The sequence below is a fragment of the Pseudoalteromonas spongiae UST010723-006 genome (genome assembly GCF_000238255.3).
Lineage (GTDB): Bacteria > Pseudomonadota > Gammaproteobacteria > Enterobacterales > Alteromonadaceae > Pseudoalteromonas > Pseudoalteromonas spongiae.
In genome coordinates, this window is the sequence record NZ_CP011039.1 from 1,934,766 (window position 1) to 1,947,736 (window position 12,971).

General features: G+C 41.9%; 15 protein-coding genes. 4 read left to right on the forward strand and 11 right to left on the reverse strand.

The annotated features are described in order from the left end of the window. The first annotated feature begins 244 nt into the window (after positions 1-244). Positions 245-1,414: a lipid-transfer protein gene (locus tag PSPO_RS09055; RefSeq protein ID WP_010559767.1), complete on the forward strand. Its 1,170-nt coding sequence runs from the start codon at positions 245-247 to the stop codon at positions 1,412-1,414. Between the two features lie 70 nt (positions 1,415-1,484). Here the strand turns inward: PSPO_RS09055 and PSPO_RS09060 are convergent, their stop codons facing one another. The 7 genes from PSPO_RS09060 to PSPO_RS09085 form a co-directional block, all read right to left on the reverse strand. Beyond that, on the reverse strand, positions 1,485-1,811 hold the full coding sequence (locus PSPO_RS09060; RefSeq protein ID WP_010559766.1) for a YbaB/EbfC family nucleoid-associated protein: 327 nt from the start codon (positions 1,809-1,811) through the stop codon (positions 1,485-1,487). Positions 1,812-1,856: 45 nt separating this feature from the next. Continuing rightward, a complete protein-coding gene (dnaX, locus tag PSPO_RS09065; protein ID WP_096035289.1) occupies positions 1,857-4,142 on the reverse strand; it encodes a DNA polymerase III subunit gamma/tau in 2,286 nt (761 codons plus the stop codon). Further along, entirely contained in the window at positions 4,143-4,694 is a 552-nt protein-coding gene (gene apt, locus PSPO_RS09070) for an adenine phosphoribosyltransferase (protein ID WP_010559764.1), read from the reverse strand. A 173-nt stretch (positions 4,695-4,867) separates the two neighbouring features. Then, the gene (locus PSPO_RS21950; protein WP_021033034.1) at positions 4,868-4,996 is read right to left on the reverse strand and encodes a hypothetical protein; all 129 of its coding nucleotides are present in this window, start codon (positions 4,994-4,996) and stop codon (positions 4,868-4,870) included. A gap of 67 nt (positions 4,997-5,063) precedes the next feature. Then, positions 5,064-5,798, reverse strand: a complete 735-nt coding sequence (locus PSPO_RS09075) for an HvfC family RiPP maturation protein (protein WP_010559762.1) — start codon at positions 5,796-5,798, stop codon at positions 5,064-5,066. Next, positions 5,798-6,649 carry an HvfB family MNIO-type RiPP peptide maturase gene (locus PSPO_RS09080; RefSeq protein ID WP_010559761.1) on the reverse strand — a complete coding sequence of 284 codons (852 nt, stop codon included), beginning with the start codon at positions 6,647-6,649 and terminating at the stop codon, positions 5,798-5,800. The genes PSPO_RS09075 and PSPO_RS09080 overlap by 1 nt, the downstream gene beginning before the upstream one ends. A 74-nt stretch (positions 6,650-6,723) precedes the next feature. Next, entirely contained in the window at positions 6,724-7,263 is a 540-nt protein-coding gene (locus PSPO_RS09085; protein WP_010559760.1) for an HvfA family oxazolone/thioamide-modified RiPP metallophore, read from the reverse strand. 224 nt (positions 7,264-7,487) lie between these two features. On the opposite strand from PSPO_RS09085, the gene PSPO_RS09090 reads away from it, so the two are divergent. Continuing rightward, entirely contained in the window at positions 7,488-8,453 is a 966-nt protein-coding gene (locus PSPO_RS09090) for a tRNA-dihydrouridine synthase (protein ID WP_010559759.1), read from the forward strand. Between the two features lie 82 nt (positions 8,454-8,535). After that, on the forward strand, positions 8,536-8,865 hold the full coding sequence (locus tag PSPO_RS09095) for a TraR/DksA family transcriptional regulator (protein ID WP_010559758.1): 330 nt from the start codon (positions 8,536-8,538) through the stop codon (positions 8,863-8,865). Between the two features lie 3 nt (positions 8,866-8,868). Here PSPO_RS09095 and PSPO_RS09100 read toward each other — a convergent pair whose 3' ends face one another. Next, positions 8,869-9,849: a DUF885 domain-containing protein gene (locus PSPO_RS09100; RefSeq protein WP_010559757.1), complete on the reverse strand. Its 981-nt coding sequence runs from the start codon at positions 9,847-9,849 to the stop codon at positions 8,869-8,871. Between the two features lie 42 nt (positions 9,850-9,891). Between PSPO_RS09100 and PSPO_RS09105 the strand changes: the two genes are divergently transcribed. Then, complete coding sequence (locus PSPO_RS09105) at positions 9,892-10,398, forward strand: nucleotidyl cyclase domain-containing protein (RefSeq protein WP_010559756.1); 507 nt, start codon at positions 9,892-9,894, stop codon at positions 10,396-10,398. 256 nt (positions 10,399-10,654) lie between these two features. Here PSPO_RS09105 and PSPO_RS09110 read toward each other — a convergent pair whose 3' ends face one another. From PSPO_RS09110 to PSPO_RS09120, 3 genes are read right to left on the reverse strand one after another with little or no spacing between them, the layout of a single operon-like run. Beyond that, positions 10,655-11,938, reverse strand: coding sequence for a tetratricopeptide repeat protein (locus PSPO_RS09110; RefSeq protein ID WP_010559755.1), 1,284 nt, complete (start codon positions 11,936-11,938; stop codon positions 10,655-10,657). 8 nt (positions 11,939-11,946) lie between these two features. Continuing rightward, on the reverse strand, positions 11,947-12,561 hold the full coding sequence (locus PSPO_RS09115) for an energy transducer TonB (protein ID WP_010559754.1): 615 nt from the start codon (positions 12,559-12,561) through the stop codon (positions 11,947-11,949). Next, on the reverse strand, positions 12,561-12,965 hold the full coding sequence (locus PSPO_RS09120; RefSeq protein ID WP_010559753.1) for an ExbD/TolR family protein: 405 nt from the start codon (positions 12,963-12,965) through the stop codon (positions 12,561-12,563). Before PSPO_RS09120 ends, PSPO_RS09115 begins: the two co-directional genes overlap by 1 nt. Between the last annotated feature and the right edge of the window lie 6 nt (positions 12,966-12,971).

Here is a 12,971-nt window from a genome sequence, read left to right on the forward strand (position 1 = left end):
TAATATGTCAAGGAATGTGCCAAAACATATCACCTGCAGTTTGGCTTAAATAATATAAAGGCTTTCGTAATTGAAATTCCGAACTACTGGAGAAGCGCTTTTTAGCGTTATTTTTACGGTTTATGTGTTCCATAACACAAACAAAGTGTTAAAAAGTAAGGTATTTGGTTAATCTTTTAAATCACTTAATACTTGGTATTTAATGTAAAAATAAAATTCAGATAATAAAAACAACAGGCTGAAAATGAAGAATGTAATCGTAGCTGGCGTCGGTATGACACAGTTTTGTAAACCTGGCCAACAAGAGCCGTATCGCGTAATGGCTGCAAACGCTATTAGATTGGCACTTACTGACGCTGGCGTTAATGTAAGCCAAATCGAGCAAGGATATGCAGCTTATATTTATGGCGATAGCACCTGTGGGCAACATGCGTTTTATGACGTTGCCCAAACCGGTATTCCTATCATTAATGTTAATAATAATTGCTCAAGTGGTTCAACAGCGCTCTATGCTGCAAGGCAAGCTATATTGTCTGGTGAGGTTGAGTGTGTTGTGGCTTTTGGCTTTGAGGAAATGCAACCAGGTGCGCTGGGTTCACATTGGTCTGACAGGGAAAACCCGTTTGATAGAGCTAATGCGGTGTATGATAAATTTGGTATTGCAAAAGCACCTATTGCTCTTCGTGCATTTGGTGCAGCGGGTAAGCATTATATGGAAAAATATAATGTCACTAGCGAGCTTTATGCAAAAGTGGCCGTAAAATCACGAAGTCATGCCATACATAACCCTTATTCATTGTTTTCAACACCACTTAGCGTAGAAAGTGTGCTTAACGACAAAATTATTTTTGATGATTACATGACGCGCACTATGGTGTGCCCGCCTACCTGTGGGGCTGCAGCTGCTATTCTGTGTAGTGATGCTTTCGCTAAAAAGCATAATATTAAACATGGGGTGAAAATTATTGGCCAAGCCATGGCAACCGACACTGAAGAGTCATGGCAAGATCCTATTCTTTCGGTTGGCGCTGATATGACTAAACGCGCTGCCAATAAATCCTTTAACCTAGCGGGTGTTTCACCTCAAGATGTTGATGTAATTGAATTACATGATTGCTTTACCACCAATGAAGTAATTAATTATGAAGCGCTTGGATTATGTGAAGAAGGCGAAGCAATAAAGCTGATTTCAGACGGCGACAATACTTACGGAGGTAAGTTTGTGATTGGGCCATCTGGGGGATTGATGTCAAAAGGCCACCCCATTGGTGCAACTGGCATAGCGCAATGTGTTGAATTAAGCTGGCATTTACGAGGCCAAGCAGGAAAAAGGCAAGTTGAAGGCGCAAGGCTTGCGTTACAGCATAATGTGGGGTTAGGTGGCGCTGTGGTAGTTACCCTGTATCAAAAGTAGTTTTGAATTCTGATACATATAAAAATAGCGCCAAAAGGCGCTATTTTTAAAACATAAAATGCTTTCTAACTTAGAACGGCATTTTGAAGCCTGGAGGCATTTGCATACCGCCAGTTACTGTAGCCATTTTCTCAGCTGAGCCTTCTTCTACGCGACGTACTGCATCGTTAATTGCTGCTGCAACTAGATCTTCGATCATTTCTTTGTCATCTTCCATTAATGACTCATCAATGTCGATGCGACGAACATTGTGGCTACCTAGCATAGTTACTTTAACAAGGCCTGCGCCTGCTTCGCCAACTACTTCCATATTTTTAATTTCTTCTTGGGCTTTTTGCATGCGCTCTTGCATTTGCTGCGCTTGCTTCATCATGTTACCCATTCCGCCTTTAAACATAATTTTTCTCTCTTTTAATGCATGGCAGCGAGGCTACCAACAGAATTATAATGCCTTTATTGTACCTTCATCTAGCTCTGCGTCAAAGTGTGTCATGAGCTGAGTGATAATTGGGTCGTTTTTAATGGTGTGCACCGCTTGTTGATGACGAAATGCATCAATCTTTTGCTGAATTTTAAACGGTGTTTGTTCTACCACATCGTTAAAATTAATAATTAATTCAACGTGCGTATTTAGTAAATTTGACAGTGCTTGTTGCAACTGTTCACGCAGCATGGGTGAGTCGAGGTGTCGCTGTTCACTGTCAACCAGTAAGCTCACTTCAGCCCCATTTTGCTGATAAATACTGTGCAGAGCAAATTGACGTACGCGACCACCGAGTCCCATAGTTTCAATTTTATTTGCCCAATCGTCTTGCTGATGAGCGAAACGCTCTTGTGAAATTGGGCTTTCAAAGCCTTCGATAACTTGCGGCTCTGGGGCAGGTGCTTCCTCTTGCTTTGGCTCTGGCGTTAATTGTTCAATTAACTCAGGTGCCACATGCTGAGTTTCTCCGCGGTATTTTTCAAGTGGGCTTTGTTTTGGTTTTGCACCATTTTCGCCCCTTTGCTGGGGCTCAGTCTTTTTTATCGATGTTTCGCTACCATCTGGTTGAATAAGTGAACCAGAACCAGATACATTGCGTCGCGCTAAAATTTTAGCAATGGCTTCGGCTTCGTTATTAAAATTTTGCTCAAAGCTTGGCTGAGACGATTCTTCTACTGGTGGCTGTTCATTTACCACCTGCTCAGGCATTTGCTGTGGCTCTGGTGCACTATCGAACTGTTGCTGTTGCTGTTGCTGTTGCTGTTGCTGTTGCTGTTGCTGTTGCTGTTGCTGTGACTCAAACATTTCAGGCGCTTGCGATTGTGACGTCAACTGCTCAGCTTGTGCAAGTACGTCATCCATTTGCTGATTTACTTGCTGCTCTAATTGTTCTTGAGATGGTTGCTCTTGCGAATGTTGTTCCTGAGATTGCACTGGTGCTATTTGCTGTTGCGGCGCAGGAGCTTCTGTTGCAGGAGCAAGCGGTGCTGGTTTTTCAACTACAGGTTGTACAGGCTCAGGTTGTGGCTGCGTTACCTGTTTATTATCGAGTGCTTCTTTTTGTTTTTTTAATTGTTCTTTTAGCGAAACACGCGCGCTTGGCGTTGCTTGTTGAGCTTGTGGCTGTGTTTGCGCTGATTGGTTTTGCTGCGCCTGCATTTGTGCAGGTTCAAACGCCAGTAACTTTAACATCACCATTTCAAAGCCAAGTTGCTCGGTTGGCGCAAGCATTAAATCTTTTTTACCGTTTAACAGTAACTGGTAATACACCTGTATTTCACGGGTATCTGCTTCATTTGCCAGTTCACTAATAAAATCAGCATATTGGTCGCTCAGTTGTGCAGCACTTGGCACCAACTTAGACACGAGTATTAAATGACATAGCTTAATTAAGTCATCAAGTACCGCACCATAGTTGCCATTTTGTAAGCCCAATTTCGCGCTTAACTCTAATAAGCTATCACCATCGCTGGCCATGGCCGCAATCAATAAACTTTGTGCCCAAGTAATATCCATTAAACCAAGCATTTGTTTGGTTGCTTGATGGCTAATATTACCGTTAGTTTGAGCGATGGCTTGGTCAGTTAAACTCAGTGCATCGCGCATACTGCCTTTGGCACTTTGTGCCAATTGCTTAAGCGCTTCTGGTTCAAAACCCAGTTGCTCTTGCTGCAAAATATGCGTTAGTTGTGTTTCAATTTCATTTTCTGACAATGCGGCCAAATTAAATTGCAAACAACGCGATAAAATAGTGACGGGTAATTTTTGCGGATCGGTCGTAGCTAGTAAAAATTTAACGTGCTCTGGTGGCTCTTCTAGTGTTTTTAATAGCGCATTAAAGCTATGTTTAGAGAGCATGTGCACTTCATCGATAAGGTACACTTTATAACGGCCACGCGTAGGCGCGTATTGCACGTTATCGAGAATTTCGCGCGTATCTTCTACTTTGGTACGCGACGCTGCATCGATTTCAATTAGGTCGATAAAACGGCCCTGCTCGATATCAACACAGGCATTACAGCTGCCACAAGGCTGACTTGTAATGCCTGATTCGCAGTTTAAGCTTTTTGCAAAAATTCTGGCAATAGTGGTTTTACCTACACCACGTGTACCGGTAAATAAGTAAGCATGGTGCAAACGGTTTTGATCAAGCGCGTTTACTAATGCTTGTTTAACGTGTTGCTGCCCAACTAACTGATGAAAGTTTTGTGGACGCCACTTTCTTGCCAGAACTTGATAGCTCATTTACTCGCCTTCAAACTCAACTAATTTAAGTATGTTTAAACCTAGGCCGTCTAGGCGCGCTTCACCGCCAAGTTCTGGCAATGAAATAACAAATGCTGCGTCGGTTGCGTTACCACCGAGTTTTTCAACCAATTTAACGGTTGCTTCGATAGTGCCGCCAGTTGCTAATAAGTCGTCTACTAGCAATACTTTATCGCCCGCTTTAATCGCATCTTTATGAATTTCAAGGGTGTCTTCACCGTATTCAAGTTGATACGACTGCGATACCGTTTCGCGTGGCAATTTGCCTGGCTTACGCACAGGGACAAATGGAATGCCTAATTCAAGTGCAAGCGGTGCCCCAAAAATGAAGCCGCGAGATTCAGTACCAATAATTACATCAAATTCTTGGTTTTTGTATTTTTCTACCAGTGCTTTTTGCACGGTTTGGAACGCTTTAGGCTCAGCTAATAAGCTAGTAATATCGCGGAACATAATGCCTGGTTTTGGATAATCTGGCACAGTCGCAATGCTGTTTTTTACTAGTTCTAGGTCTGAAACTGACAAAGTCATGGTTTTCCCCAATATTTTAATTACAGGTCATTATACAAAGTTTGAAACAAAAAACCTCCGCTTCGCATAATTAATCGAGCCCTTTCGATTATCTATTGCACAACAGGGTATTGCAGAAACAACAAAGGCCGATAAATCGGCCTAAAATCACAAAATATGTGGAAGGTATGGTATTAAGCGCTTAGTAGCGTCGCCCAACCTAGAATTGCATTTAAACAACCAATGCCTGCAAATACAACTAGGAAACCAATAAAGTATTTTGCATTGAACGGGTCTTTAAAATCACCTTTGTGCGCCATCATTACCTCTACATCTTAAGCACGAAAAATCGCCGCATATAATAGTAGAAGTTGATCTAGATCAAAAGTGTTATTTTGTGACCAATACTGCTTTTTGCGCTAAATCGTTAAGTGTAGTGATTAAACCTGTTTCTAGCGTAGCTGGATCAAACTGGGGTAACAGTTGCTGCATTGTGTCGCGTATTGCACTAAATTTTATGCCTGGCGTTGACTCAATTAATTGTACTAAGTGCGCGGTTATCGCATTAATGGCGACGAACTGAATATCATCATCACAGTCGCGATAAATAACCAAATGATTACCTTCTTCAAGTGTTGATAGCTCGGAATTCTCGCTTGATGCGAATTGTACGGGGTAAGCATAACTTACACGCCACGCAAGCGATGAAAAATAAAGTGGTTGCGTTTGGATATCGGAAACAGCCTTTTCATTGGGATCTTGATCGGCGATTGAAAGTGCCAATTCAACCCACTCGTAGTGCGCAAGTTCCAGCATGTATTCTGGGTCGGCCGCTGTACGCGTATATTCATTTGATACAAACGCCAAAAACTCTTCAGAAATTTGCAAAAAGTAAGGTGATTTACAATCATGTTGGCTAAAAAACTTACGTACTAATACCAGCCAATCTTGTTCGCTATAAAGCGACTGAAGTACCGGAAACGCAGAACTGACAAAGCCTTCAACATTGTTAAAGAAAAGCTCTCGGTAAATTGCTAAGCGACGATCTTCAATATCGGGGAACTGGTGATTTTCAGGATCGCGAATATGCTGCATAAAGGCATTTTGGGTAGCTTGAAAACTCATTAAGCTGTTTCTCGCTTAATATTCTCTGCCTGAATTGCGGCAATGGTGTCAACTTCACCTAATAATTCGGGCATCGCCGGAATGTTAAAATCACGCTCTAACAAGGTCGGGAACACGCCATGAATTTGATATGCCTCGCGTAACAATTGCCAAACAGGATCTATTACATCTGCGCCATGGGTATCAACAATTAAATCATCCGCTTCATTATAATGCCCGGCGATATGGCCGTAGCTAATGCGTTTGGTAGGAAGCCCTTTTAAAAATTCGCTGGCACTGTAACCATGATTGACGGCGTTAACATAAATATTATTTACATCGAGTAATAACTCGCAGTTGGCTTCTTCTAAAACCAAGTTAGTGAAGTCTAACTCAGACATTTGCTGTCCAGGCGCTGCGTAATACGATACGTTTTCCATCGCGATAGGCATTTCAAGAATATCTTGCACCGTGCGAATGCGCTCTGCGACATAACGGGCTGCTTCTTCACTAAATGGAATTGGCATGAGATCATACATATGCCCTGTACCCGAGCAATAACTTAAATGTTCGCTGTAGGCTTTAATATTATGTTGTTTAAAGAACACTTTAAGATCTTTAACAAAATCAATATCAAGTGGCTCAGGTGAACCGATTGAAAGGGATAACCCGTGGCACACAAAATTATGTTGTTCGGTTAATTGCTTAAACTTTTTGCCTAATGCGCCACCTAAGATCAACCAATTTTCAGGCGCAACTTCTAAAAAATCGATTTGTTTTGGGTAGTCTTCGATTAATGGATCAAGCATTTCACGTCGTAGACCAAGCCCTACCATTCCAAAATTGTGTTTATTCACCGCCCCTCCAAACATATTTATTCTTTAATTAACTAAAAGGCCAGCTAAGCTGGCCTTTTGACTAGTTAGCCTGAAATAGGGTTAACTAATTACTTGTGGCCGCCGCACTTGCCTTCGCCACACTTACCTTCTTTTTTAGCTTTTTTGTCGCCGCCACATTTACCTTCGCCGCACTTACCTTCTTTTTTAGCTTTTTTGTCGCCGCCGCATTTACCTTCGCCGCACTTGCCTTCTTTTTTAGCTTTGTGGTCGCCACCGCATTTACCTTCGCCGCACTTGCCTTCTTTTTTAGCTTTTTTGTCGCCGCCGCATTTACCCTCGCCACACTTGCCTTCTTTTTTAGCTTTGTGGTCGCCGCCGCATTTGCCTTCGCCGCACTTACCTTCTTTTTTAGCTTTTTTGTCGCCGCCGCATTTACCTTCGCCACACTTGCCTTCTTTTTCAGCTTTTTTGTCGCCGCCACATTTACCTTCACCACATTTGCCTTCGCCAGCATCAAGCATATAGCCAGATTGCATTGCGGTAACTTGGAAAGGGTTAGCGTTTGCCGCTATAGAAACTAGGCTTGATGCACCAATCACTGCTGCACCTACTGTTAAAGCTACTGAATTTTTATTAAGTGTTTTCATAGTTGTCTCGTTTTACGTTTACTTGATTGTTTAAAATGACCTAGCTTTTAAAAATATTCTTTCAAATAAATTAAAATTTTTTGATCAATTCGTTTTGTAAATCTCATTATGGTACAGCTAACCCATTGAGCAATATCAGTTTAGCCTTGTAATAAAAAAAATAATAGTGTTTCGCTCATAAGCTCGTTAAAATCGCCGCCGAGATAGCTATTACACGGGTTACAATGAAACTGATTTTGGCACCGATGGAAGGTGTTGTTGACTTCCATATGCGACAATTACTCACCGATATTGGTGGATTTGACCTGTGTGTTACTGAATTTATCCGTGTTGTTGATGCATTATTACCTGCTCGTGTATTTCATCGATACTGCCCTGAGTTAAACAATCAGGGAAAAACCCAATCTGGCACCCCTGTGCGCATTCAATTACTGGGACAACACGCAAATGTGCTTGCAGAAAATGCACAGCGTGCAGTTGAACTTGGTTCTCACGGTGTTGATTTGAATTTTGGCTGTCCTGCAAAAACCGTCAATAAAAGTAAAGGCGGCGCAATACTACTCAAAGAGCCAGAGCAAATTTATCAAATTGTAAAAGCTGTGCGAGATGCGGTGCCTGTGGATGATGAGGTATCAGCTAAGGTTCGCCTTGGTTTTGATGACTGTTCTCAAAGCCAAGAAATTTTTGATGCTGTTTGCAGTGCCGGCGCCTCAAGTATCGCGATTCATGCAAGAACAAAACGTGACGGCTACCGCCCTCCTGCGTATTGGGAAAAAATAAAACCACTCAAAACTACCTCTGATATCAATGTCGTTGCCAACGGTGAGGTGTGGAATTTTGACCATTATAGATTGTGCCAACAACGCAGTGGCTGTGATGATGTGATGCTAGGTCGTGGTGTGTTGGCAAAGCCCGATCTGGCAGCTGAAATTGTCAGCAAGCGCAATGGCGAACATTACACTGCATTATCGTGGAAGCAAATACTACATCATATAATTGACTCATCAATGCATTGTGATGGCGGTAACAGTGAACGTTACTTCGCCAGTCGCACAAAACAGTGGCTTGGCTATTTAAAACTGCAATACACCGATGCAAACCTCTTTTTTGAAGAAATAAAACGACTTAAATCGAGTCAAGAAGTGCTCGATAAAATTTTACAGGCGAGTAACAAAGTTACTACTTGTTGATTCATATCATATCGCGCGTTTATCAAGTCCCTATAATTCAATATTGCACCCTTAGGTGCTAGGAATAAAAAGGGGAATGAGAATGACCGTGTCACTTGAGTTATTCAAACGTAGGCTTGAAGTAGAATTGGAAGCGTTACGCAAAGAGGTAATTGAACATTATGGACAAGTTCAGCCCGCAATTGTTAATGACTTACATGCTATTAACTATAGCGATTGGCCAGACTTTCTGGAACAGCACTTTCTATTAAATCATGAACCTAAACTGAGTCGATTAATTCAGTTGGAGGCGGCAATTGCACAATTTGAAATTGGCCAATATGGCTATTGTGCAGACTGTGAAGAGCCTATTGAATTAGAGTTACTCGATAACGACCCAGCAACACAACGCTGTAAAGCATGTTCCCATTAGGCGTTAGCCTAATGGGATATTTACCATCGCAAGCGCTGGCTCTTGTAATATTTTTGCTAGTACACGATTAGCGCGTTCTTCATCAATCTCTAACTGCTTGGTTAGCACAGTAAGTGCATGCTCACTACTCCATGCCTGCGCATGAATACCGAAATCAACTTCTGCAATTACCGCTTGTTCTTTACCAAAAGGCACAACTGCAAATTCAGCGCGGCGATCACTGTATTTTGTACGCCAGTCTAAACCTGAGTTATTAGCGCATTTTGCGCTTGTAAAACAAATCATAAATTGTGGTTCGCTGTTTACACTTTGCTTAATTATTAACAGACGATTTAACACATCCGCAGGTTTTTGAGCCGCATTGGTAAAATAATTTAAACGTGCTTGATACCAATCTTTACCATTAGGTAACGCCCCAATACCAGGGCTTCTACGTGGTGAGTAATCTTTTAAATAGCTTTCAAATTCAGCCAATGCGGCTTTTGTTGCTGGGAATGGTTCTAGCTGTTGTTCCGCGCTAGCTAGTTCGCGTAACAGCGCGTTTAGCTCAAAGCGACTGAGACGAACTTTGTCTTGATAGGCATTGCTCATTTTTTGCTGACTAAAGGCGATAAAGCCTGCGAGGTCGTCACCTTCAACATGAGACGCGCTCTGTAAATAATTTAATATCGGATTGGCATTGTACGGCCAAGGAAAGAAACGTTCGGTAAAGCGCTGCTCTATCGCCAGCAACTGGGCTTCTGGGTGAGGTTTTTCGGATGCTCGCAATAATTGTTTAAATAGACTATCTCTTTGCGTTAAATAACGGTCGCTCATAGGCCACAAAACGTCGTTAGGTTCGCTCTGTGACGGGTAAAGCAACGTATTAAGCTGCTTTAAAGACGTTACTAACTCGGCCTCTGAGCGGCTGTTTGAGGCATCATCGCAGCCAAATAATAAAAAAGCGAAACAAATTGGTAGTAATAATTGCGTAAATTTAATCAATTTAATCTAACCTTAAAAGAGATGGTAATCTGGAGAGCGCTTATGATTTTTTCTTTTCAAAACGCCTCATTTCGCGATACGGAAACTGGATTATACAACCAAGCATACTTTATGGAAATTTTTAACCGCGAATGGCATAGGTTAATACGTGATAACGATAGTTTGTCTATTCTATTATTTAATCCACATATCAGAACCACTTCTGAGACTGAAAAAGCAAAACTAATTCAAGTAGGTAATATTCTGACCGAGCAAACTCTACGCAGCACCGATATTACGTGTCGCTTTAACGAGCATTGCTTTGCAATGGGGTTATTTGGACTCGATACCGAAGGTACTAAAGTGATTGTTTCCCGCATTCAAAACGCGTTATTGGAGCAAGAGAAGTTGGGCTTATTGCACTGTAACTTAAGCATTGGCGCCGTGAACGTGAAGCCAGAGCTTACTATTGAACCTGGTGCAATTTTTGAAAAGACAATTACCGCTCTTCATTATGCAGAGCAAAGTGGTATTAATGCGTATCAACTAGAAACATATACCATTCACTAGCATTTGAAACGGCTTCATGAAAGGAAAATCGGCGCTGTTTTGTAGTGAGTAGAGTTAGCGCTGCGTGCCGTGTTGTAGCGAACAAGTGGCATATTGATGTCGATATTCGACAAAAACCACTACAGCAGGTGCATTTTATGTGACGAGCTTGTGAATTAATCTGATTGCGCGATTCAACATTTAATTGCCGAAAATAGACGATAAATTTTAGGCATTAAAAAAGCCCCTATTGGGGCTTTTTGTGCGCGTTCAGCTATTAAATTTTAACGCCCTTACGGATCGCTTTGTCTTTAATATACTGAGACCAGCTCTTAGCAAATTTCTTCGTTTGCGGATAATCTATCGCTTTACGAACATTTTGATAAGCCAGCTTATACTTTTCTTGCTGAAGGTATGCTTCTGCAAGGTCTAAGTGGATCTGACCTTTCTTTTTATTGCCAAGCTCAAGTGCTTTGCTAAGGTTTTTAACCGCTAGTGCATAGTCTTCGCTCGTTACGAACATTGAGCCTGCTTTACGATATAACTCAGAGTCATTATCGAAATCAGCTGCTTCAATGTAGAACTTAGCTGCTTTGTTATAATGCTTAGCATTATGGAAATATGCACCTAGTGTCGAAACCGTAGATTTGTCTTTCTTAACTTTCTTTGCTTTTACCGCTTTTTCAAGTGTAACACCTGCTTGGTAAGGCATTTCGTTAAGTGAATACAAACTTGCTAGGAATTTAAAATGGTTTGCTGTTTCTAGCGCACCATTACGCTCTGCAACCTTCGCAGCTGCCAGACCTTTTTTATAGTCTTCTTGCTGCATGTAGAACGATGCTAAACGTGTCCAAAGTTTATATTCATTTGGCCAAATCTTAACTTGCTCTTCACTTGTCTTAACCGCGTTATTGAACTGCTTAAGCTCAACATAAGCACCAACTTTTAGGTCGTAAGCACTTTTTATTGGCTCTTTTTTAGATAGCTCAATTGCACGGTCTGCCGGAGCAATGATATTCTTATACTCTTTGGTTTCGTAGTAAATTGATGCAATCGCTAAATACACTTTTGCGTCTTCTTCACCCGTAAAATCCATCCAAGCGTAGTAAGAATCACGAGCATCTTTATACTGTTTTTCTTGACGCTGTAAGTCTGCAATAAGCTTCATTACAGTTGCTTGGTCTTTAAAGTTAAGAACATCTGGCTTAGCTGCCGCTTTAGCAAGACGAATTGCGTCGTCAAACTTTTCAAGCTGGTAGCTCATTTGCGCCATGTAGTAGTTAACTTGTGCTCTATCAAACTCATCTGAAGGCTCAATTTCCTTCATCATTTGAAGCGCACCAGCTACATCGCCCTCGATTCCCTTTTCCTGGTCGCCGTTGTATACATCAAATGCTTTTACAACTTTTTTACCAGTACGTTCACCCATCACCTTGGTTTTGCGTTTCTTGCGTTCTTCAATCTTCGCAGGATCTGCTTTCGCCAAAGTTGGTGCAGAATAAACTGCACCACCAAGTGAAATTAATAAGGCAAGCGCGGTCACTTTAGATAAAGTTTTCATACTGCCTCCTAACCTTGGTCAAGTTTGAAATCAAGTTGAACTTCAATGCCTGCTTGACGTTGTGGTTTACCATCAACAATCTTAGGCTTGTATTTCCATTTACGTAAAGCACGTTTTGCTTCACGGTCGAAAATACGTTTCGGTTCAGCGTTAATTACTTCAATATCAGTTACACCACCTACTTCATCGATTGTAAAGCGAAGTTGTACCCAACCTTCTTTACCATCACGCGCAGCTTGTGGCGGATATTTAGGCTCAATTCGAACGATTGGTGTAGCATCACCATCTCGGCCAAATGCGCCTGGGCCATCTAGACCACCTGCCGTACCACCAACATCAATTGATGGCATATTAAACTGTAATCCTGAGTTGTTATTACTCGAATTATCAGGTTGTGGCGGCTGCGGTTTAGGCGGCTGCTTAGGTGGCGGCGGAGGCGGAGGCGGTACACGCTTCCTCTCCTGCACCTTTGATTCAGGCGGATTCGTCATAATTTCGACTACAATCTGCTCTTGGTCATTAGCGGCGCGTTTATCGCCGCCAGAAATCAAGAACGCCATGAAATAAAATAAGCCGAAAGTAACTGCCCCACCTGCAATCAGTGAAAACAGAAAACGAATCATTACTTTTCTCCAGCGATTGAAATCTTCAGGTAGTCACCAGTAGCCTTGATCTGGTCCATAACTTTCATAACCACACCGTGCTTCGCTTCTTTATCCGCTTGGATAATCACGACTTCAGTAGGTTGTTCAGCTAATAGACGCTCGATGTTCGCAGATACACGTTCTACATCTACTTGGCGCTTATCCATCCAAACTTCACCGTTACCACGAATTGCAATAAAGATATTTGCATTTTTCTTCTTGGTAGCTTGTGCTGCTTTTGGTTTGTTAACTTCAATACCGGCTTCTTTAACGAATGACGTTGTTACGATAAAGAAGATAAGCATGATGAAAACGATGTCTAGCATCGGTGTCATATCTACCGCTGCGTCATCTTCTTCACGAATACGTTTATTACGTGCCATATTCAA

Bases quoted from the DNA above. Each gene is read 5' to 3' on its own strand.
- PSPO_RS09075 (WP_010559762.1), bottom strand. From the start codon at position 5,798: ATGAGTTTTCAAGCTACCCAAAATGCCTTTATGCAGCATATTCGCGAT.
- PSPO_RS09115 (WP_010559754.1), bottom strand. From the start codon at position 12,561: ATGATTCGTTTTCTGTTTTCACTGATTGCAGGTGGGGCAGTTACTTTC.
- PSPO_RS09120 (WP_010559753.1), bottom strand. From the start codon at position 12,965: ATGGCACGTAATAAACGTATTCGTGAAGAAGATGACGCAGCGGTAGAT.
- dnaX (WP_096035289.1), bottom strand. From the start codon at position 4,142: ATGAGCTATCAAGTTCTGGCAAGAAAGTGGCGTCCACAAAACTTTCAT.
- PSPO_RS09095 (WP_010559758.1), top strand. From the start codon at position 8,536: ATGACCGTGTCACTTGAGTTATTCAAACGTAGGCTTGAAGTAGAATTG.
- PSPO_RS09080 (WP_010559761.1), bottom strand. From the start codon at position 6,649: ATGTTTGGAGGGGCGGTGAATAAACACAATTTTGGAATGGTAGGGCTT.
- PSPO_RS09105 (WP_010559756.1), top strand. From the start codon at position 9,892: ATGATTTTTTCTTTTCAAAACGCCTCATTTCGCGATACGGAAACTGGA.
- PSPO_RS09060 (WP_010559766.1), bottom strand. From the start codon at position 1,811: ATGTTTAAAGGCGGAATGGGTAACATGATGAAGCAAGCGCAGCAAATG.
- apt (WP_010559764.1), bottom strand. From the start codon at position 4,694: ATGACTTTGTCAGTTTCAGACCTAGAACTAGTAAAAAACAGCATTGCG.
- PSPO_RS09090 (WP_010559759.1), top strand. From the start codon at position 7,488: ATGAAACTGATTTTGGCACCGATGGAAGGTGTTGTTGACTTCCATATG.
- PSPO_RS09085 (WP_010559760.1), bottom strand. From the start codon at position 7,263: ATGAAAACACTTAATAAAAATTCAGTAGCTTTAACAGTAGGTGCAGCA.
- PSPO_RS09110 (WP_010559755.1), bottom strand. From the start codon at position 11,938: ATGAAAACTTTATCTAAAGTGACCGCGCTTGCCTTATTAATTTCACTT.
- PSPO_RS21950 (WP_021033034.1), bottom strand. From the start codon at position 4,996: ATGATGGCGCACAAAGGTGATTTTAAAGACCCGTTCAATGCAAAATAC.
- PSPO_RS09055 (WP_010559767.1), top strand. From the start codon at position 245: ATGAAGAATGTAATCGTAGCTGGCGTCGGTATGACACAGTTTTGTAAA.